Raw genomic sequence first — 19,678 nt, forward strand, 5'->3', positions numbered from 1 at the left:
CGCGATTATGGCAAGGCCAGCCGTTGGCTTGTGCAACCTTACTCCTAAATTCGCAGTTCACTTGCACCCCACAATCAGGCATATGACCCGCACTGAAACATCGCACAAGGACCGATGCCATGCATGATATCCGCACCATCCGTGACAACCCCGCCGCTTTTGATGCGGCACTGTCTCGTCGCGGCATTGCACCGGTATCATCCCGGATCTTGGCAATGGATGAAGCACGGCGCGCCAAGATTTTGGCTGCTGAGACCGCGCAGGCCGAAGCAAATAGGTTGGCAGGCAGCATCGGACGTCTAATCGCTGAAGAAGAATTTGATCAAGCCGACTTCAACAAAGCGATGGCGAAACAAAAGAAGGCTGAAACGCAGCGTCTCAGCGAAGAGGCCAAGGCCGAAGATGCCGCCCTTAAAGATCTGCTGATGGGTATCCCCAACCTGCCAGATGAGAACATCCCGGATGGTCAGGATGAAGATGACAACGTGGAACTCCATCGATGGGGCACACCGCGGACCCTCGATTTCGCGCCGCTGGAGCATTTTGACATTCCAGCCATTCGCCCCGGCATGGATTTTGAAACGGCAGCCAAACTGTCCGGCAGCCGCTTTGTCCTGCTCTCTGGTGCCGTGGCCCGCCTGCATCGCGCTTTGGCGCAGTTCATGCTGGACGTGCATGTGGAAGAACACGGGTTGACTGAAACCATCACGCCCGTGTTGGTGCGTGAAGAGATGATGTACGGCACCGGACAGTTGCCCAAGTTCGGCGAAGACAGCTATCAGACGACAAACGGCTGGTGGCTGATCCCGACGGCCGAGGTCACATTGACCAATATCGTCAACGGCCTGACGCTCGAAGAAAGCAACCTGCCCCGCCGCTATGTGGCGCACACCCAGTGTTTCCGCTCCGAAGCGGGCAGTGCGGGCCGCGACACCTCGGGCATGTTGCGCCAGCACCAGTTCGAAAAGGTCGAAATGGTCAGCATCACGCGCCCCGAGGACAGCGCGCCAGAGCATGACCGCATGACAAACTGCGCGCAGACCATCCTCGAAAAGCTGGACCTGCCCTACCGTACCGTCGTGCTGTGCACCGGCGATCTGGGTGCGGGGATGCGCAAGACCCACGATATCGAAGTCTGGTTGCCCGGCCAGAATACCTATCGCGAGATCAGCTCTGTTTCGGTCGCTGGTGACTATCAGGCACGACGCATGAACGCGCGCTACAAGCCCGAAGGTGGCGGCAAACCGCAGTTCGTGCATACGCTGAACGGCTCGGGCCTGGCCGTTGGTCGCGCGCTGATCGCCGTGGTCGAGAACGGGCAGCAGGCGGATGGATCGGTTGACCTGCCCGCTGCGCTGCATCCTTACCTGCGGGGCAAGACACGGATCAATGCTGACGGGCAGATGGCCTGAGTTTGCGGGAAAGGGGCGTCAGCAGCACGCCTGCTTTTTTCGCATCTTTTAGATGCAACCTGAACTGACGGCGCTATAGTCAGAATCATGAACAAAATCTATGCACTCCTGACCCTCGTTTTCACCGCAACTTTTGTTGTGTCTCCGGCTTTGACACGGCCTTTTAGCGGTTTCCGCGAAGATCAACTTCCGATCCCGCAGATTGACCCGCCCATCCAACCCGAAGGATATGCCTTTGCAATCTGGGGGCTGATCTATGGCTGGCTTGTTGTTTCTGCGATTTACGGCATGCTCAAACGGGCTGACGATGCGGCATGGGATCAGGCCCGCAAACCACTGATCATCAGCCTTGCTGTCGGCACGCCATGGCTGACGGTCGCGAACGCCAGCGCAATCTGGGCCACGATCCTGATCTTCGTGATGGCCGCTACCGCGATCGCCGCCATGATGCGCGCGCCGCAAAAGGACCAATGGCTGTTCAAGGTCCCTGTCGGTATTTACGCGGGCTGGCTGACCGCCGCCTCCTTCGTGTCGCTGGGTACTACGGCGGCTGGTTATGGCGTGTTAACGGGTGCGCTCGGCTGGGCATACATCGGGATCATCGGCGCCCTGATCGTTGCAAGCCTCGTTTTGATCCGCCGAACGAGCACGTTCTACGGCCTGACCGTGATCTGGGCGCTCGTCGGCATTATCGTCGCGAACGGTCTTGCGACATGGACAGTTTCCGCACTCGCCGGGGTTGGCATCGTGATCCTGCTGGGCTTGATCGCAGCGACACGCGCTAACGGTCGCGCTACCCCTTTTTAAGGTGCTTTGACAGGCGCGACGGCTGCGCTGACTTCTTGTCCTTGTAGGGGTTCTTGTCGCCCTGATCGCGCAGGAACAACCGGATCGGTGTGCCGGGCATATCAAAGTCGACGCGCAAACCATTGACCAGATAGCGTTTATAGCTTTCCGGCATCAAATCCGGATGTGACGTCATCACCACAAACGCAGGCGGGCGTGTCTTCACTTGCGTCATATACCGCATCTTGATCCGCTTACCGCCGGGTGCCGGTGGCGGGTGCTGTTCAAGCATACCGGTCAGCCAACGATTCAGGTTCGCAGTTGAAATACGGCGGTTCCACACCTCATGCGCGCGCATGATGGCCTGCTGCAAACGGTCCAGCCCCTTGCCCGTCTTGGCCGAGACCGTAACCAGCGGTGCACCACGCAACTGTGGCAAAAGCCGTTCAAAACTTTCCCGCAACTCTTTGAGCTTGCTTTGCTTTTCGCCTTCGATGTCCCATTTGTTGACGGCGACGACAACGGCACGCCCCTCACGCTCTGCCAGATCGGCGATGCGCAAATCCTGCTGCTCGAACGGGATTTCGGCATCGAGCAACACAACCACGACTTCAGCGAATTTTACCGCGCGCAATCCGTCGGACACAGACAGCTTTTCCAGCTTTTCCTGCACCTTGGCCTTCTTGCGCATACCTGCGGTATCAAAGATTCGCATCGGCACCCCGCCCCAGTCCCGTTTAACAGAGATCGCATCGCGGGTGATGCCCGCCTCCGGCCCGGTCAGCAGGCGCTCTTCACCGATGATCTTGTTGATCAGCGTAGACTTGCCCGCGTTGGGCCGCCCCACAACGGCAATCTGCAACGGTTTGGCAGAGGTCGGGATGCGTGCGGCGTCCTCATCATCGTCGCCTACGTCAACGTCGACTTCCGGCGCATCAGCAGCCGCTTTTTCAGCATGTGCATCTGCAATAGGGCGCAGCACATCCATCAGCTCGCCCATTCCCTCGCCATGTTCGGCAGACAAACGGATCGGCTCGCCCAGCCCCAGCGCATAGGCCTCGAGGATCGTGGCATCAGCGGCTTTGCCTTCGCCTTTGTTGGCGGCCAGAATCACATTGGCGTTCTTCTTGCGCAGGATGTCGGCAAAGACCTCATCCGCAGGCAGCACCCCTGCCCGTGCGTCGATCATGAAAAGGCAGACATCGGCCATTTCCACCGCACGTTCGGTCAGACGGCGCATCCGCCCTTGCAAGCTGTCGTCGGTCGCTTCTTCCAGTCCGGCGCTGTCGATCACAGTAAAGCGCAGGTCCGCGATGCGTCCTTCGCCTTCGCGCAAATCACGCGTCACCCCCGGCTGGTCATCGACCAAGGCCAGTTTCTTGCCAACCAGACGGTTGAACAAGGTGGATTTGCCCACATTAGGACGGCCCACAATTGCGAGGGTAAAGGTCATTTTGTCAGCTCCTGACGGTATACGCCTGCGCAGCTACACCACTTCAGGCTTAACGGAAAGCGTGCAATTGCCCGTTTTTACTCAGCACGTAAAGGGTCTCTCCGGCGACAACAGGGCCAGAGGCCGCGCCACCGGGCAGATCAATCTCGTCAAGCAAGGCACCGGAGGCAGCATCGAACTGGCGAATTAAGCCATCAGAAGATGTGACAATCAAGCGCCCACCTGCCAGAACAGGTCCATAATGCGCAAAGACACGTTTTTGGCGGCGTGTCCGTTCTTCGTCCTCGAAGGTTGGCAAAGCCGTGCGCCAAACAGGATTGCCCAAATTGGCATCAAGTCGGACCAGCTCGTTGAGGTCATTGATCAGGAAAACCGCATTGCCTACAGGCCAAACCGGGCTGACTGCGCCTTCGGTGGCGGTCCACAGCCGTTCACCATCATCCAGATTGATTGCAACGGTCCGGCCACCGAAGTTGCCGATGTAGACGCGGTCGCCGACAATGACCGGATCACCCGAAATGTCGTTGATCACGTTGGAGGCGCTGCCAATGCGGTCCCCTGAAACAAAGGTGGACCAGCGGGTCAGGCCACCGCGCGGATAGGTGGCCAGCACCTCGCCGGACGGAAACGGAAACACCACGAATTCGCCGCTGACGGCAGGTGACGCACCGCCCGCAAAATTGGCCGTCGATGGCGCACCCGAGCGTTGCCAGCGAATACGCCCGTTGGAGACATCAAGCGCCCAGGCCGTGCTGTCACGTGCCACGACATAGACCAGATCACCGCGCAAAGTCGGCGCGGCGTTTGCTGGCGCATCAAGGTCTTGGGTCCAGATTTCAGCACCAGTGGCTGCATCAAGCGCCGTAATTTCACCAAATCCGGTTGTGACGTAGACCTGCCCGCCGCCAACCGAAATCCCGCCGCCCGAGGCATCGGCCGCGTTATCGCGCGTCGGTGTCAGGTCACGGGTCCAGAGATTTGCGCCACCAACGGTGGTCGCAGTCACGAGCGCGCGTGCATCAACCGTGTAGACTACACCGTTTGCGACAACGGGATGGGATGTGATCCGCGCACTTTTGCTGTCGCCTTCACCGATGTCAGCGACAAACAGCGGACGCAGGTCCGCGCCAAGTGCCGGATGCGTGATCCTATGGCTCGGGCTGCCGTTCCGATGACCCCAGTCCGCATTGATGCGCGCGGCGGGTAGGCTGACTGGTAAAACCTGGTTTTCGAAAACCGTTTGCGCCCGGATATCGAACCGATCGCCGGGCAGGATCACATCATCATCGCCACATGCTGCCAATACAACAAGGCTCAGGGCGGCGGCGATGCTTGCTCTTGAAGTCACGGGTCAGATCCAATCTGCGCTTTACTGGTTCACAGGATCGGGCGACGGCTCGCCCAGTGCTACCATGAGGGTCTGGACCCGCTCACGCAAGCCGCGTGTCACACCGGCATCTTCTTCAATCTGGCGCAGGATGGCGATTGCGCCATCCCTGTCGCCCTGCGCCAAGGTCAAATAGGCAATCTGCTCAAGAGCCAGCAGACGGAACGGTTGGCCCGGCTGGGAAAGCGCATCGAGGTTTGCGCGTCGCGCCGCAGTATCGTCAGTTGGCAACATAGCCGCTTTGAACGCAGCCAGATCGCGATACATCTCTGGCAGGTCGGGGTTGGTGACGACAGCAGAAAGCGTATCGGCAGAAGCTGCCAGATCACCCGCCTCTTGCTGCGTGGCGGCCCGCAAAAGCAACGTCACGGCAACTGCCGCACCCTCGGCGTCCACATCGGCCATCGCGGCGGCACGCGCAGCAGGGTCGTTCTCTTCCAAGGCAGCCAGAAGCGCGTCACCCGTTGCCTGCGCTGTACTACGCGCCTGCGCGTTGCGGTATTCGTTCCATGCCGCGCCCCCGACAATCAAAAGAACCGCTGCCACTGCGATCCAGCCATAGCGGCGAAGGTATCCAAACAGCTTTTCGCGGCGGACTTCCTCGGTGACTTCGTTGATAAAGCTGTCGCTGTCGCTCACCCTGGTCCCCAATTTCTTGCAGGTTTAAAGACGTATTTTCGGGTACATATCGTGAAGCCGCCGCAATGAACAAGAGGTCAGGGTAAATTGCGCCGCTATTCCTGCAATCCACACGCAAAAGTGCGCTTGCCGCTGTGTCCGCTTTTGTATAAAGTAAACTGAATGGTTTAGTACAATATTGTGATCCACACCACAAACCCACACGTAACGATACTGCACTTACAATAAGGCTGCCGGTTAATCACGGGACGCCAAAAGGGACGACGATATGAAATTTATTCCGGTGCTTACCGCGCTCATCGTGCTGGCTGGCTTATATATGGTTGTGTTCGAGCGTGACACGCTTGTCGGATTTGCACAAAGCGCACCTGCCGAAAACACAGTCCAATCTGCAGACGGCGCTGTGGCTGACGACGTTGCGGAAACCGGAGAATCCCTTGTCGGCGTGGTCGCTACGCATTCCGTTGCCCGGACGATCGACAGTGCGGTTATCCTACGCGGACGAACAGAAGCAGCACGACAGGTCACCGTCGCATCGGAAACATCCGGCCTCGTGATTTCAGAGCCCCGCCGCAAGGGCGCTTTCATCAATGAAGGCGAGTTGCTCTGCAGCCTCGACCCCGGCACCCGCGAAGCATCTTTGGCCGAAGCCCGTGCGCGCCGCGCAGAAGCGCAAGCCCGTGTCCCAGAGGCCCAAGCCAATGTGATCGAAGCCAATGCCCGTATCCGCGAAGCCGAGATCAATCTCAACGCGGCCCAGCGCCTGTCCGAAGATGGCTTTGCCTCGGAAACCCGTCTTGTGAGTGCGCAAGCCGCGATGGAGTCGGCAACGGCTTCCTTGCAGCGGGCGCGGTCTGGCGTCGCATCTGCGCAGGCCGGCATCGAATCCGCGCAAGCCGCGGTCGCCTTTGCCGCGCGCGAAATCGACAAACTGACGATCACCGCCCCGTTTTCTGGCCTGCTGGAAACGGACACCGCCGAACTTGGCGCGCTGATGCAGCCGGGCACACCATGTGCGACAATTATCCAGCTTAACGAAATCAAGCTTGTCGGCTTTGTGCCCGAAGCTGACGTGTCCAAGGTCAATCTCGGCGCGATGGCCGGTGCCCGCCTGACCAATGGTGAACGGGCGCAAGGCCGCGTGACCTTTCTGTCGCGCAGCGCCGATGACCTGACCCGCACATTCCGTGTCGAGGTGACAGTGGCAAACGATGACCTTGCCATCAGCGACGGGCAGACCGCCGAGATCCTCATCGCGTCTGAAGGGCGCACAGCGCATCTTGTCGCGCAATCGTCGCTCACGCTTGATGACGATGGCGTCTTGGGCGTGCGGACCATCGCCGACGGCAACATGGTGCAGTTCATGCCCGTGACCATTCTGCGGGACACCGCCGAGGGTGTTTGGGTGACGGACCTGCCCGAAGCGATTGATATCATCACGGTCGGGCAGGAATTCGTCGTAGAGGGCGTGCAGGTTAGGCCGACCTTCACGGAGGCCAAGGGATGACTGGAATTGTTGACTGGGCAGCTTCGCGCGCCCGGATGGTGCTTGCCTTCATTGCCCTCTCGCTTCTTGCAGGGGGCATGGCCTATGTGGGCCTGCCGAAAGAAGGTGAGCCGGACATCGAAATCCCAGCGATCTTTGTATCGGTCCCTTTTCCCGGCATTTCCGCCGAAGATAGCGAAACCCTGCTTGTCAAGCCGATGGAAACGGAACTGTCGGATCTTGATGGGCTGAAATCCATGTCGGCCACCGCCGCCGAAGGCTATGCCGGTGTAGCGCTCGAATTCGAATTCGGCTGGGACAAGACCAAGATCATCGCCGACATCCGCTCTGCCATGAACAACGCCGAGGCGCGGTTTCCAAGCGGGGCTGATCAGTATTCGATCAACGAGATCAACTTCTCCGAATTTCCGATCATCATCGTCAACCTGACCGGTCAGGTGCCCGAGCGCACACTTCTGCGCGTCGCCAAAGACCTGCAGGACCGCATCGAAGGCCTTGATGCCGTGCTGGAAGCAGGTCTTGCAGGCCAACGTGACGAAATGCTCGAGGTCGTGATCGACCCGCTGCGGCTGGAAGCCTACAACGTGACCGCAGGCGAGTTGATCGGCGTCGTGACAAACAACAACCTGCTGATTGCCGCAGGCGAGGTTGAAACGGCACAAGGTACGTTTGCAGTCAAAATCCCGTCGTCCTTCAACGAAGCGCAGGACATCTACAATCTTCCCGTCAAGACCAACGGCGACCGGGTGATTACATTGGGTGATCTGGCAACGATCCGCCTGACATTCGAAGACCGCGTCGGCACCGCGCGCTTCAACGGCGTGAACACCGTGGCGTTGCAGGTCGTCAAACGCAAAGGCTTCAACCTGATCGACACTGCCGCCCTTGTGAAAGAGGTCGTCGCGGAAGAACGCGCAAGCTGGTCGCCGGAACTGCAATCAGCCATTCAGGTCGGCACCTCGAACGACCAGTCCCGTAACGTGGCGTCGATGGTCAGCCAGCTGGAAGGCTCGGTCCTGACCGCCATTGCATTGGTGATGATTGTCGTACTGGCCGCTTTGGGCACCCGCCCCGCCCTTTTGGTGGGTTTCGCCATCCCGACATCGTTTTTGTTGTGTTTCGCCCTGCTTGCGGTGATGGAAATCACGATCTCGAACATCGTGATGTTCGGCCTGATCCTCGCGGTCGGTATGCTGGTGGATGGTGCGATCGTCGTCGTGGAATATGCCGACAAGCGCATCAGGGAAGGTACCGGCCCGATGCACGCCTATGTAGAGGCAGCAAAGCGTATGTTCTGGCCGATCATCTCCTCCACTGCGACCACCCTGTGCGCTTTTCTGCCGATGCTGTTCTGGCCGGGTGTCCCGGGTGAATTCATGGGTATGCTGCCGGTCACCCTGATTTTCGTGCTTTGCGCATCCCTTATCGTGGCGCTGGTCTATCTGCCGGTCATGGGCGGTGTGACAGGCCGCATGAGCCGCCTTTTCGGAAATGCCTCCGACACGTTGCGTGCCCATCTGCCATGGGTCGTCCGTGCGCTGTTGGTCATCCCTGCTGTCATGGTTGTCTTCACCGGTGCGATGCTTACGCTCAACCCCGGTTATCTGACAGTTGAAGCCGTGCAAACCAGCGGATTCGTTGATTCTCTTCCCGGTATGGTGCTTTTCATCGTCGGGGCCTTCCTGTTGTCCATCACCGTCGGCGCGGCCAAGATCGAACGGCAGGCAAAAACAGTCAAATCGGGCTATCACCGTTCGCCCTTTGGCCATTTCATGCATTTCATCGCCGGCAACCCGATCATGCCGCTGGTCACGGTGGGTGCAGTTACCTTCACGGTCATTTCGATCTTTAGCTACTATGGAGCCAATAACAACGGAGTCGAGTTCTTCGTCGAATCCGAACCCGAGCAGGGCATCGTTTATGTGCGCGCGCGGGGCAACCTGTCGCTTGAAGAAAAAGACGATCTGGTGCGTCAGGCCGAAGAAATCGTTTTGGCACATCCCGGTGTGATTACCGCATTTTCCTTCGCCGGAGATGGCGGATTGAACACCGATGCCAGTGGCGCAAGCACCCCCGGCGACACCATCGGCCAAGTGCAGCTTGAAACGATTCCGTGGGAGGATCGCGCAGGTATCGCGGAATTGGACGGCGACGTCGTTCTGGCAGAGCTTCAAGAGCAGTTGAACACGATCCCCGGCATCGAAACCGAAATTCTGGCACAGTCACGCGGACCTGCATCGGGCAAGCCCGTGCATCTGCGCCTGAAAAGCGACAACTGGGACGCGTTGCGCCAAGCCGCCGCGACTGTCCGTGCGCAATTCGAACAAACACCCGGTCTGATCACCATCGAGGATTCACTGCCCCTGCCCGGCATCGACTGGCAGATCGACGTTGATGTCGAAAAAGCGGGGCGCTTTGGCGCGAATGTGGCGACCGTGGGGGCCATGGTGCAAATGGTCACGCGCGGTATCTTGCTTGATACGATGCGCGTCGATACCTCGGACGAGGAAATCGACATTCGTGTCCGCCTGCCAGAGCAGGACCGCGTGCTTTCTACCCTCGACAGCCTGAAGGTGCGGACCAATCAGGGGCTGATCCCGCTATCGAATTTCATTGCACGTACACCGGTCGCAAAACTGGCACAGATCGACCGGATCGACCAAAAACGGTATTTTGACGTCAAGGCGGGTGTTGCTGCGGGTCTGACAAACCTGAGCGTGAGCGGTGAAAACATCGCGGTCGTACGCATCGCAAACGACGACGCGACCGGCATGGGCCGCTACGAGGTGGTGACGCTGCTTGGCAGCACGACCTCTGCCAGCCTCAGCGAATTTGTGAACAACGCCGAAACGTCGGAAACGCCGCTCAATGCGAACGAACGGATTGCCGTACTGACAGACTGGCTCGACACCATGCCCCTGCCTGCATCGATCGAATGGGAGTGGACCGGCGATCAGGAGGAACAAGCCGAATCGGGTGCCTTCCTGCAAACGGCTTTTGCCGGCGCCTTGGGCCTGATGTTCATCATCCTGCTGGCGCAGTTCAATAGCATCTATAATTCCATCCTTGTGCTGATGGCGGTGGTCATGTCGACCGCAGGGTCGCTGGTGGGGATGCTGGTGATGGATCAACCTTTCTCGATCATCATGACGGGGACAGGGATTGTGGCCTTGGCAGGCATCGTGGTGAACAACAATATCATCCTGATCGACACCTATCAGGAATACAGCAAATACATGCCCCGCACCGAGGCGATCACCCGCACGGCCGAGGACCGTATCCGGCCCGTGCTGCTGACCACGATCACAACGATGGCGGGCCTTGCGCCGATGATGTTCGGCCTCAGCCTCGATTTCATGAACGGAGGGTATTCCATCGATAGCCCTACAGCGCTCTGGTGGAAACAATTGGCAACAGCGGTTGTTTTTGGCCTTGGCATCGCAACAATGCTGACGCTGGTCTTCACGCCATCCATGCTGGCAATCCGCGTCTGGTTCGTCACTTATGTGCAGTGGTTTGCACAACTGTTGGCCAAGCTTTCCTTGGGCCGCAGCAGCAAAGCGGCCCGCGACTGGGCATTGTCACGGCAGGCCAAACGCATCAAGGCACCCGAATTCATTTGGGACGAAGGTGCGCCGGACAACGTGCCGTCACTGGAGCTTGAACAACCAATGCAAGCCGCAGAATAGGTTTCACTACATCTGGATCGACTCAAGATAATAGAGCAGCGACAGGATCTTGCCCCGCGCATAGATTTCACTGCCGTAGACGCCGGCTTCATCAAGCGCCTCTGCTTTGAATTCGCTGCCCCAAACCGGCATCTCGCTGCCATGCCCGCGCACCCCGGTGCGCCCGTCGATAATCTGGATCACCTTGAGCATCGGAAAAACCCCGTCATTCTTTTCTGACAGGTCTCGCAGGCCTGGCACTCCGACGGTTATCAATTCTGCCATCGGACCCCGCCCCAATCCCGCAACACCATGGCAACTGGCACAAGCGTCCACATAAAGTGTTTGGCCCGTGTCGTCAGCCATGGCGGGTGCTGCTGAAATTGCAGACCCGGTCAGGATGGCTGCCGTCAGAAATGATGCAAGTCGCATAGCGTTCCTCCTCATGCTTATCCCCGGGGCATCGGGGAATAATTCAGGCACGCTTTGCCTGGCACGGCATACTCATCAACACCCAATCGGCTGGTTTTGGATAACCTCACACACGAAACAGTGCCGCACAGGCAAAGCGCTGAGTCCTGTCTAAAAGGAAAAAACACCCATCAATTGATTTTCATCAATCCCGCAAAACGAGTGTGGCTACGCGTCTTCTGCTTCTTCTTCCGACTGCCGGTTCCAGAGGTGCGCATACCGTCCCTCAGCGGTCAGCAGATCATCATGACGCCCTTCTTCAACGATGACACCGTTCTCAAGCACCACGATCCTGTCCGCGTCAGCGATGGTCGACAGACGGTGCGCGATTGTGATCACGGTGCGCCCTTCCCCCATTGCCTTGAGCTCTGCCTGAATCCCCCTCTCGGTTTCCGTGTCCAACGCGCTGGTCGCCTCGTCCAGCAACAGGATTGGCGGATTCTTGAGAAGGGTCCGCGCGATCCCCACGCGCTGCTTTTCACCACCCGAAAGCTTCAGCCCGCGTTCCCCGACCGTCGTCTGGTACCCGTCGGGCAGGCTGGTGATGAAATCGTGGATTTTCGCAGCCTTCGCGGCCGCAATGATTTCCTCCTCGGATGCGGTAGGTCGCCCATAGGCGATGTTGTAATGCACCGTATCGTTGAAAAGCACTGTATCCTGCGGCACCACGCCAATCTGCGCATGCAGGCTGTCTTGTGTCACATCGCGGACGTCCTGTCCGTCGATCAGCAGGGCCCCGCCACCCACGTCATAAAACCGAAACAGCAATCGCCCGATCGTTGACTTGCCTGATCCGGACGAACCGACAATGGCCACCGTTTCACCCGGTGCGACCTCAAGGCTGACACCCTTCAGGATCGGTCTGGCATCATCGTAGCCGAAGGTCACGTTCTGCAAGGTCACACGCCCGCCCTTGACCTTCAGCTCCTTCGCGTCGGGCTTGTCCTGCACTTCGGCGGGTTGTCCAAGCAGCTCGAACATATCACCCATATCAATCAGGGACTGCCGGATTTCACGATAGACCGTGCCAAGAAAATTCAGCGGCATCGTGATCTGGATCATATAGGCATTCACCATCACAAAATCGCCGACGGTCAGATCACCGCGTTGCACCCCGACAGCAGCCATCACCATCACGGCGACCAACCCACCCGTGATCAGGACCGACTGGCCGAAGTTCAGAAAGGCGAGCGAGTAATTTGTGCGTATTGCCGCGTTTTCGTAGTTGGCCATCGCCACGTCATAGCGGTCCGCCTCCCAGTGTTCGGCACCGAAGTATTTGACGGTTTCAAAATTGAGCAGACTGTCAACGGCCTTCTGGTTGGCATCCGTATCCTGATCGTTCATCTCCTTGCGGATCTTGACCCGCCATTCGGTCACTTTAAACGTGAACCAGACATAGAGCGCGATGGTCAGAACAACGACAGCCAGATACCAGACATCAAACAGGAAAAAGAGCACGACCGAGATCATCATAAGCTCGAGAACCAGCGGTCCCATCGAGAAAAGCAGGAACCGCAGAAGAAAGTCGACGCCCTTGACCCCGCGTTCGATAATCCGCGACAGACCACCTGTCTTGCGGGTGATGTGATAGCGCATGGAAAGACGGTGGATATGCGTGAATGTCTCCAACGCCAGTTGCCGCAACGCGCGTTGTCCAACCTTTGTGAAGACCACATCGCGCAATTGCTGAAAGCCCACTGTCATCAGGCGCGCAAATCCATAGGCCAGCGTCAGCCCCACAGCGCCAAGGCCAAGGACGGTCGCGGCGTCAGCCCCTTCAGGGGCCAAGGCGTCAACAGCTTGCTTGTAAAGGATCGGCGTGCCGACCGCGATCACCTTGGACAGCAACAGGACCGCCAACGCCATGATAACCCTGCGCTTGACCCATGTCTGACCCTCCGGCCACAGGTAAGGCACGACGCGTTTTATCACGCTCCAGCCCTGAATTTGGGCGTCACTCAGATTGTCATCGGTTTTGGCTAGACCGCGCATGGAAACTCCAGAAAAGCAGGCGTCACTTCTAAGACCCCTTTTCGGGGATGACCAGAGGCGCGCGGCCTATTGCTCGATCTCGGGGATACGAAAAATCTGACCGGGGTAAATCAGGTCCGGATCGCGGATCAGATCGCGGTTGGCTTCAAATATCTCGACATAGAAAATGCCGCGCCCAAGGTTTTCTTCCGCGATAGCCCAAAGGGTCGCTCCGGGCTGTACCGTGCGGACCGCGACTTCGAACCCTTCGACAGATGTTTCTTCTGCCAGAACCGCAGCGACATCCTGTGGTTCTTCACGCTTGAATGGCGTTTCAACGCGTGAGACCACGTCACCGTTTGTGTCCACCTCATCAATGCGCAGCGTGTATACGCCTGTGTCGAGATCGGGCAGATTAATGCGCCAGTCGCCGCCTTCGGTCACAGGCGCTGCCATGACGGGTTCGTTGTCGATATAGACCTGCACAGCGCCATCGCCGATCGCGCGTCCGGACAGCCGCACCTCGCCCGAGGGGTCATAGGTAATGGCATCAAGGGCCACATTGGGAGCCACCTGCGGGTCACTGGTCGTCGGCGCGCCCTGTACGACACGAACACCGCCTGCATCCGCCTGCAAAACGGTCGGCGGAGCGGGGGCCGCGACGGGTGCGTCAACAACAGGCGCCTGAGAGACTTCGGGAGCATCGGTGGCAAGGGCGTCACCCACCACCGGTTCCGTCTCTTGGGTTGGCGTTTGCTCTACCACGTCCGGTTCCGGTGCGGCGGCAACAACGACAGGTTCGGCGATGGGTGCGATGATATAGCTTGTCGTCGATGGAACCGCCGCGCCCTCGGGATCGGCCAAGAGCGAAAGACGGCGGGGCTGTCCTGAAGGGTCCGCCACAGGCAACGATACAAAGCTGCCAGTGCCGTCAGCCTGCACGCGGTCAATCGCAGTTCCGGCCAGCACCACATCAACCGTTTGCCCCGGTTCTGCGCGCCCTGCGATGACCATGCTCCCGTCGGGGTCGACACGGAAGGTATCGAACACGGGTACTTGGGGCACCTGATCTGGTTCAGGTTGAGGTTCTGGTTCGGGCGCATCCGCGACGACCTCGGGTACCGCGGCGGGTGCCAGTTCGCTGGCGGCGGGGACCGGGGGCGCGGCAATGTCTGGCTGTGGCATCAGCAAGAATATCACGACGCCGATCACAACCGCCACGAGACCGCCAAGCACCACAGGCCTTGCGCCTGATTTCACGTCTTCTGTCACGTTTCGTCCCTTATGCAGTGTCGATCGTCAGCTGCCCCGTCCTCGATACTTGAGACAGCTTAACAACGCGGCTATGACCGGTCAAAGCGAAGCTAGCGCGAAAGGGCCACAATGTCTGCATATCCAAATTCAGTTTGCGTATACTGTGGCTCTCGGGACGGCAATGTGCCCGAATTTGCACAGGCGGCGGACGAAACCGGAAAGATGCTTGCCGCGAACGGATGGCGTTTGATCTACGGGGCAGGCGACGTAGGGCTGATGGGTCGTGTGGCGAACGCCGTGCAACAGGCGGGCGGCAAAACCATGGGCGTGATCCCGACGCATTTGATGGCATGGGAAGTGGGCAAACGCGACCTTGACAGCTTTGTCGTGACCGAGACGATGCACGAGCGCAAGAAAGTGATGTTCATGAATGCCGAAGCCGTGGTCGTGCTGCCCGGCGGTGCGGGATCACTGGACGAATTCTTCGAGGCGCTCACGTGGCGGCAGCTTAAACTGCACAACAAACCGCTGATCTTGCTGAATATTGACGGTTTCTGGGACCCGCTTTGCCAACTGTTGCAACATGTGGTCGACAACGGCTTTGCCGGCGACGATATCCTGAGTTTCGTACAGGTGGCAGAGGATGTTGCCGATCTGGAAGCAAAGCTGAAGGCGAGCCTATAGAGCCGCCATCAACACCGCATAGCGATCAAGCGAAATGTTCGACCCACAGGCGATGATCCCGACCTGACGCCCAGCCAGATCGTCCCTCAAGGGGCCAAGAATTGCTGCAAGCGACGCAGCACATGCCGGTTCGGCCGTGATCCGCAGGACATTTTGATAAATCTCCATCGCCGCCAACATCTCGCGATCCGCGATCCTGACAATGCGGTCCACATGGGCGTGCGCGACCGCATAGGTCAGCGGCATCGCCAAAGGCGCACCAAGGCTGTCGGCGATGGTCGAGACCTGATCCAGCCGCACCGGTTTACCGGCAGCAAAACTCTGTGACATGCTATCTGCGCCAAAAGGCTCGACCCCGATTATCTGCGCATCGGGGTTCATGTGCTTGATCGCACAGGCCATCCCGCTGATCATGCCGCCCCCGCCGATGGGCACGACAAAGGTGTCGATATGCGGGGCTTGTACCGCATATTCATAACCGCAGGTCGCAGACCCCAGAATCATATGTTCGGCTTCAAACGGATGCATGAGGGTCCGGCCATCCTGTGCCGCTGCAGTCATCGCCGCAAAAGCCGCCGCCATATCGTCATGCAGGGTGACAGTCCCGCCCTGTGCCTCGCATCCTGCGATGCGCGCCGGATCCGTCGCCTTTGGCATCGCGATCAAGGCATCGACACCAGCGGCCTGTGCGGCCCAAGATACCGCCAAAGCATGGTTGCCGCCGCTGGCCGCAACAACCCCTGCGGCGCGTTGCGCGGCATCAAGATGGCGCATCCCCAGCAAGGCACCGCGTGCTTTGAATGATCCTGCTTGCTGAAACAGTTCCAGCTTCACGGTGACACCCGCACAATCCGGCAAGATGCCGTTCCATCGCGCGGAAGCGAGCGGCAAAACAGGCGTTTCAATCAGGTCCGCCTGCACCTCTGCCATAGCTGCAATGATCTTGTCTAAGGTTGGTCCGATCATCGTTTTCTCCCAAGCAAAAGGCCCGCCGGACAGATGTCCCACGGGCCTTTAAGTTTGTCCAGATAGACCGGAATTACATGCGCGACGCGACGTTTTCCCAGTTCACGAGGTTATCAAGGAAGTTCGTCAGATACGCAGGGCGCTTGTTGCGGAAATCGATGTAGTAGGAATGTTCCCACACGTCACAGCCCAGCAGCGTTATCTGGCCAAAGCACAACGGGTTCACGCCGTTTTCCGTTTTGGTCACGGCCAAGGAACCGTCAGGGTTCTTGACCAGCCACGCCCAGCCTGAACCGAACTGACCGGCACCTGCCGCGCTGAACTGCGACTTGAAATCGTCGACCGAACCAAAGTTTTCGACCAGTGCTTTTTCCAGCTCGCCTGGCATGGCGCTGTCGCCCGGGGCCATCATTTCCCAAAACTGGTTGTGGTTCCAAAGCTGGCTGATGTTGTTGAAGATACCGTTCTGCGCCACGGCAGATTTGTCGTACGTGCCGACAATGATTTCTTCGAGGGATTTATTTTCCCATTCCGTGCCCTCAATCGCCTTGTTACCGTTGGTGACATAGGCGTTGTGGTGCAGATCGTGGTGATATTCGAGCGTTTCCGCTGACATGCCTTTGGAGGCAAGCGCGTCGTGTGCATAAGGAAGATCGGGGAGTGAAAAGGCCATTGCTCATAACTTTCTGAGTTGAGGACATGTATCCTTTTTAGATGTCACATCAGCGTGCGACGTCAAGGGCAAGACGCCGTATTCCCGCGCAGTGCGCGATCATTTGCGACATATCATGCGTATCCTTTACGCGGATCATGATTCGCCACAAAACCTGAATTCCAGCGGTTTTATTCATCTAAATTCATGTAAATTCATGCAAAAAGACGGAAAATGACGCCCTTACGGCAACAAAAAGACACATTTAGCGGCAATGTCATTTTACATGCAACAATGCAATTTTAAATATAACAATCACGCTCTTTTCATGGTAGCCTTATTCATTAATTAGGTACATGAACCCAAAAAGCGTAATGAGGAAAAGTACTATGGATCATCTGAAAGTCTTTATAATGGGCATGGTGGCAGTCACATCAATGTCCTTTGCGAACGCTAGTTATGCCAACGGTAATGACTGCAACGGCCTAATTGTCGATGGTGATCTTCATGTTGCTGCTATTGATAAGTTTAGCGATCAGGATGGATTTGTAAAATGCCTGAAAAGGTCGGGGAATAACGGGTGGGGCAACGGTGATCAGGATGCACCAGGCGGTTCGCTTGAAAACAATAATGCCGAGAACGATACTGATGGCCAGTGTCATGAGAATGAAAAGCATGGCTGCGCCAGTACAGATTGATCACAACTGAGATGTGAACCAAGATCGAAGGCGCCACTTTCGCAAGTGGCGTTTTTTTATGTATCTCTCAATTTGACGCGCTGACATTTAGATTTCGTGTCGAGACGGGTCTTGTCCTGTGAAACACGTGTAATGATTGAACGTAGGAACGGTTCTAATTGCTCCGCTCAGATTTTTTTTGCGAATAACTGCGTTTTGGTAGCACGCCCCCGCCATACTCGCCGTACTACAAAGCAAAGCGCCTTATCTTTCCGGGCCTAGACCCCCGCGTAAAGTTAACGATAGTGCCCCACCGCCCCCGCTTTCGCAGACACTGCCAGCAAACCGAACGTGTACTCAGCGACCGAGCGGAAGCAAATCACCTCGAACGTGTCCTCGTCGCGCATCCAGAACGCTGCTGCCACCTGCCCCAACCGCGTGCGGCGGAAATCGCCCGGCTTAAAGCTGTCGGGGTGCAGGTCAGCCGGCGCAAGCTTGGCGATCACTTCGCGCCCGAAAGTACCTTCGACCACAATCAGCGCCCGCGCATCCGACACGTTTTCAGCCAGATAATGCGTACCGTCCAGCGCCGTATCGATCTGCGCGACGGCCTGCGCCACATCGCCGTAAGGGACCAACACCAGTAATTCGTCCGGCGACATCCAGCACAGGCCTTTTTCGCCCTCGCAGTTTGCCTGCCCCTGTTCGGGCATCTTGGCCCCTGTCAGATCGGTGCAAGCCTTGCGCAGTTTCTTGTCGCTCAATTCACCCCGCAGGATGATCATGCCACGCAGACCCGCCTCGCGGATCGTGACCTCACCGGGGGCAACTTTGCCTTGCAGTGCGCTGACAGCATTAGACATTTTGCTTCTCCCCTTCTTTATCATAAAATACAGGATCGACGATCCTGGCCCGCACTGTGGTGCCATCGACCTTGTTGAATTCAATCACTTCACCCATACGATCTGGCCCCTTGTGCACCAACCCCATGGCAATCCCGCGCTCCAGATTGGCGGAATAATAGGTCGAGGTCACACGCCCTTGCGTGTTCTGCTGGCCATTATCATTCGTACCTGCGGCAATAGCATAAGACCCGTCCGGCAGAACCGATCCGTCTTCTGTCTGCAGCCCCACCAGTTTCCAGCGGTCAGGGTCCGCCATATGACTGCGGGTGTGCGCACGCTTGCCAAGGTAGTCTTCCTTCTTTTTCGACAGCGCCCACTGCAGGTTCAGGTCCTGCGGGATCACTGTCCCGTCGGTCTCGTCCCCGATCATGATAAAGCCCTTCTCGGCGCGCAGGATGTGCAACGTCTCTGTGCCATAAGGCATGATCCCGAATTCCTCGCCCGCCTTCATCAGCGCCGCCCAGAACGCGGCACCCTGTCCTGCAGGCACGGCGATTTCGAAAGACAACTCGCCCGAGAAAGAGATGCGGAAAACCCGCGCATCGAATTCGCCGATCTTGCCTTCGGCCCACTGCATGAATGGCAGCGTCTCGGCGGACACATCCATGCCGCCCAGCTTGCGCAGCAGTTTGCGCGCATTCGGGCCGACCACCGCGATCTGTGCATATTGCTCGGTTACGTTGGCGACATAGACTTTCCAATCCCACCATTCGCACTGCAACCAGTCTTCCATGTGAGCGTGGATATGTTCGGCCCCGCCTGTCGTGGTGTGGCAAAGCCATGTATCCTCGGCCATGCGCACGACAACGCCGTCATCCATGAGGAACCCGTTTTCGGAACACATCAGACCATACCGGCATTTGCCGACAGGCAGCGTCGACATCATGTTGGTGTACATCATGTCCAGAAACTTGCCCGCATCCGGCCCTTTGACGATCAGTTTGCCAAGGGTTGATGCATCCAGCAAGCCAAGGTTTTCGCGGGTGTTCTTGACCTCGCGGCTGACCGCGTCATGCACGCTCTCGCCGGTGCGCACATAGGCAAAGGGCCTGCGCCACTGGCCGACAGGTTCATTGTCGGCGCCGTGGGCGTTGGACCAATCCGATACGGGTGTCTTGCGCACAGGCTGGAACAATTCATCACGCGCAGCCCCAGCGATAGATGCCATCGAGATAGGCGTGTAGGGTGGCCGGAACGTGGTTGTACCCACGTTTGGAATATCGGCGTTCAGAGATTGAGAAAG

Annotated in this window: 16 protein-coding genes; 6 read left to right on the top strand and 10 right to left on the bottom strand. The window is 58.0% G+C overall.

The window, feature by feature from the left end; translation table 11 throughout:
• Positions 1–119 precede the first annotated feature (119 nt).
• Positions 120–1,412, top strand: coding sequence for a serine--tRNA ligase (gene serS, locus R6T97_RS04295; RefSeq protein ID WP_410348067.1), 1,293 nt, complete (start codon positions 120–122; stop codon positions 1,410–1,412).
• 87 nt (positions 1,413–1,499) lie between these two features.
• Positions 1,500–2,219 carry a hypothetical protein gene (locus tag R6T97_RS04300; RefSeq protein ID WP_410348068.1) on the top strand — a complete coding sequence of 240 codons (720 nt, stop codon included), beginning with the start codon at positions 1,500–1,502 and terminating at the stop codon, positions 2,217–2,219.
• Here the strand turns inward: R6T97_RS04300 and der are convergent.
• The 3 genes from der to R6T97_RS04315 are packed head-to-tail and all read right to left on the bottom strand — an operon-like array spanning position 2,206 to position 5,677.
• The gene (der, locus tag R6T97_RS04305; RefSeq protein ID WP_410348069.1) at positions 2,206–3,651 is read right to left on the bottom strand and encodes a ribosome biogenesis GTPase Der; all 1,446 of its coding nucleotides are present in this window, start codon (positions 3,649–3,651) and stop codon (positions 2,206–2,208) included. The two genes, R6T97_RS04300 and der, sit on opposite strands and share 14 nt — an antisense overlap.
• Before the next feature lie 49 nt (positions 3,652–3,700).
• Positions 3,701–4,999, bottom strand: a complete 1,299-nt coding sequence (locus R6T97_RS04310) for a PQQ-binding-like beta-propeller repeat protein (protein ID WP_410348070.1) — start codon at positions 4,997–4,999, stop codon at positions 3,701–3,703.
• Between the two features lie 21 nt (positions 5,000–5,020).
• Entirely contained in the window at positions 5,021–5,677 is a 657-nt protein-coding gene (locus R6T97_RS04315) for a tetratricopeptide repeat protein (RefSeq protein WP_410348071.1), read from the bottom strand.
• Between the two features lie 268 nt (positions 5,678–5,945).
• On the opposite strand from R6T97_RS04315, the gene R6T97_RS04320 reads away from it, so the two are divergent.
• Complete coding sequence (locus tag R6T97_RS04320; protein WP_410348072.1) at positions 5,946–7,184, top strand: efflux RND transporter periplasmic adaptor subunit; 1,239 nt, start codon at positions 5,946–5,948, stop codon at positions 7,182–7,184.
• Entirely contained in the window at positions 7,181–10,873 is a 3,693-nt protein-coding gene (locus R6T97_RS04325; protein WP_410348073.1) for an efflux RND transporter permease subunit, read from the top strand. Before R6T97_RS04320 ends, R6T97_RS04325 begins: the two co-directional genes overlap by 4 nt.
• A 6-nt stretch (positions 10,874–10,879) precedes the next feature.
• On the opposite strand, the gene R6T97_RS04330 is transcribed toward R6T97_RS04325, so the two are convergent.
• The 3 genes from R6T97_RS04330 to R6T97_RS04340 all read right to left on the bottom strand — a co-directional run bounded on the left by R6T97_RS04330 (position 10,880) and on the right by R6T97_RS04340 (position 14,569).
• Positions 10,880–11,284 carry a c-type cytochrome gene (locus R6T97_RS04330; RefSeq protein WP_410348074.1) on the bottom strand — a complete coding sequence of 135 codons (405 nt, stop codon included), beginning with the start codon at positions 11,282–11,284 and terminating at the stop codon, positions 10,880–10,882.
• Between the two features lie 207 nt (positions 11,285–11,491).
• On the bottom strand, positions 11,492–13,318 hold the full coding sequence (locus tag R6T97_RS04335; protein WP_410348075.1) for an ABCB family ABC transporter ATP-binding protein/permease: 1,827 nt from the start codon (positions 13,316–13,318) through the stop codon (positions 11,492–11,494).
• 66 nt (positions 13,319–13,384) lie between these two features.
• Positions 13,385–14,569 carry a LysM peptidoglycan-binding domain-containing protein gene (locus tag R6T97_RS04340; RefSeq protein ID WP_410348076.1) on the bottom strand — a complete coding sequence of 395 codons (1,185 nt, stop codon included), beginning with the start codon at positions 14,567–14,569 and terminating at the stop codon, positions 13,385–13,387.
• Between the two features lie 111 nt (positions 14,570–14,680).
• On the opposite strand from R6T97_RS04340, the gene R6T97_RS04345 reads away from it, so the two are divergent.
• The gene (locus R6T97_RS04345; RefSeq protein ID WP_410348077.1) at positions 14,681–15,235 is read left to right on the top strand and encodes a TIGR00730 family Rossman fold protein; all 555 of its coding nucleotides are present in this window, start codon (positions 14,681–14,683) and stop codon (positions 15,233–15,235) included.
• Here R6T97_RS04345 and R6T97_RS04350 read toward each other — a convergent pair.
• Positions 15,230–16,201 (bottom strand): threonine/serine dehydratase, encoded by a 972-nt coding sequence (locus R6T97_RS04350; protein ID WP_410348078.1) that lies wholly within the window; start codon positions 16,199–16,201, stop codon positions 15,230–15,232. The two genes, R6T97_RS04345 and R6T97_RS04350, sit on opposite strands and share 6 nt — an antisense overlap.
• Before the next feature lie 73 nt (positions 16,202–16,274).
• Entirely contained in the window at positions 16,275–16,874 is a 600-nt protein-coding gene (locus tag R6T97_RS04355; RefSeq protein WP_410348079.1) for a superoxide dismutase, read from the bottom strand.
• A gap of 368 nt (positions 16,875–17,242) precedes the next feature.
• Between R6T97_RS04355 and R6T97_RS04360 the strand changes: the two genes are divergently transcribed.
• A complete protein-coding gene (locus tag R6T97_RS04360; RefSeq protein WP_410348080.1) occupies positions 17,243–17,551 on the top strand; it encodes a hypothetical protein in 309 nt (102 codons plus the stop codon).
• 275 nt (positions 17,552–17,826) lie between these two features.
• On the opposite strand, the gene R6T97_RS04365 is transcribed toward R6T97_RS04360, so the two are convergent.
• Complete coding sequence (locus tag R6T97_RS04365) at positions 17,827–18,393, bottom strand: sarcosine oxidase subunit gamma (RefSeq protein WP_410348081.1); 567 nt, start codon at positions 18,391–18,393, stop codon at positions 17,827–17,829.
• Positions 18,386–19,678, bottom strand: a 1,293-nt coding sequence (locus tag R6T97_RS04370) for a glycine cleavage T C-terminal barrel domain-containing protein (RefSeq protein WP_410348082.1), incomplete at its 5' end; no start/stop codon positions are given. The genes R6T97_RS04365 and R6T97_RS04370, both read right to left, overlap by 8 nt.

Origin of the sequence: Yoonia sp. (genome assembly GCF_046498525.1) — a bacterium.
Lineage (GTDB): Bacteria > Pseudomonadota > Alphaproteobacteria > Rhodobacterales > Rhodobacteraceae > Yoonia.

Coding starts and splice junctions, on each gene's coding strand:
- serS (WP_410348067.1), top strand. CDS start 120: ATGCATGATATCCGCACCATCCGTGACAACCCCGCCGCTTTTGATGCG.
- R6T97_RS04300 (WP_410348068.1), top strand. CDS start 1,500: ATGAACAAAATCTATGCACTCCTGACCCTCGTTTTCACCGCAACTTTT.
- der (WP_410348069.1), bottom strand. CDS start 3,651: ATGACCTTTACCCTCGCAATTGTGGGCCGTCCTAATGTGGGCAAATCC.
- R6T97_RS04320 (WP_410348072.1), top strand. CDS start 5,946: ATGAAATTTATTCCGGTGCTTACCGCGCTCATCGTGCTGGCTGGCTTA.
- R6T97_RS04325 (WP_410348073.1), top strand. CDS start 7,181: ATGACTGGAATTGTTGACTGGGCAGCTTCGCGCGCCCGGATGGTGCTT.
- R6T97_RS04330 (WP_410348074.1), bottom strand. CDS start 11,284: ATGCGACTTGCATCATTTCTGACGGCAGCCATCCTGACCGGGTCTGCA.
- R6T97_RS04335 (WP_410348075.1), bottom strand. CDS start 13,318: ATGCGCGGTCTAGCCAAAACCGATGACAATCTGAGTGACGCCCAAATT.
- R6T97_RS04345 (WP_410348077.1), top strand. CDS start 14,681: ATGTCTGCATATCCAAATTCAGTTTGCGTATACTGTGGCTCTCGGGAC.
- R6T97_RS04350 (WP_410348078.1), bottom strand. CDS start 16,201: ATGATCGGACCAACCTTAGACAAGATCATTGCAGCTATGGCAGAGGTG.
- R6T97_RS04355 (WP_410348079.1), bottom strand. CDS start 16,874: ATGGCCTTTTCACTCCCCGATCTTCCTTATGCACACGACGCGCTTGCC.
- R6T97_RS04360 (WP_410348080.1), top strand. CDS start 17,243: ATGGATCATCTGAAAGTCTTTATAATGGGCATGGTGGCAGTCACATCA.
- R6T97_RS04365 (WP_410348081.1), bottom strand. CDS start 18,393: ATGTCTAATGCTGTCAGCGCACTGCAAGGCAAAGTTGCCCCCGGTGAG.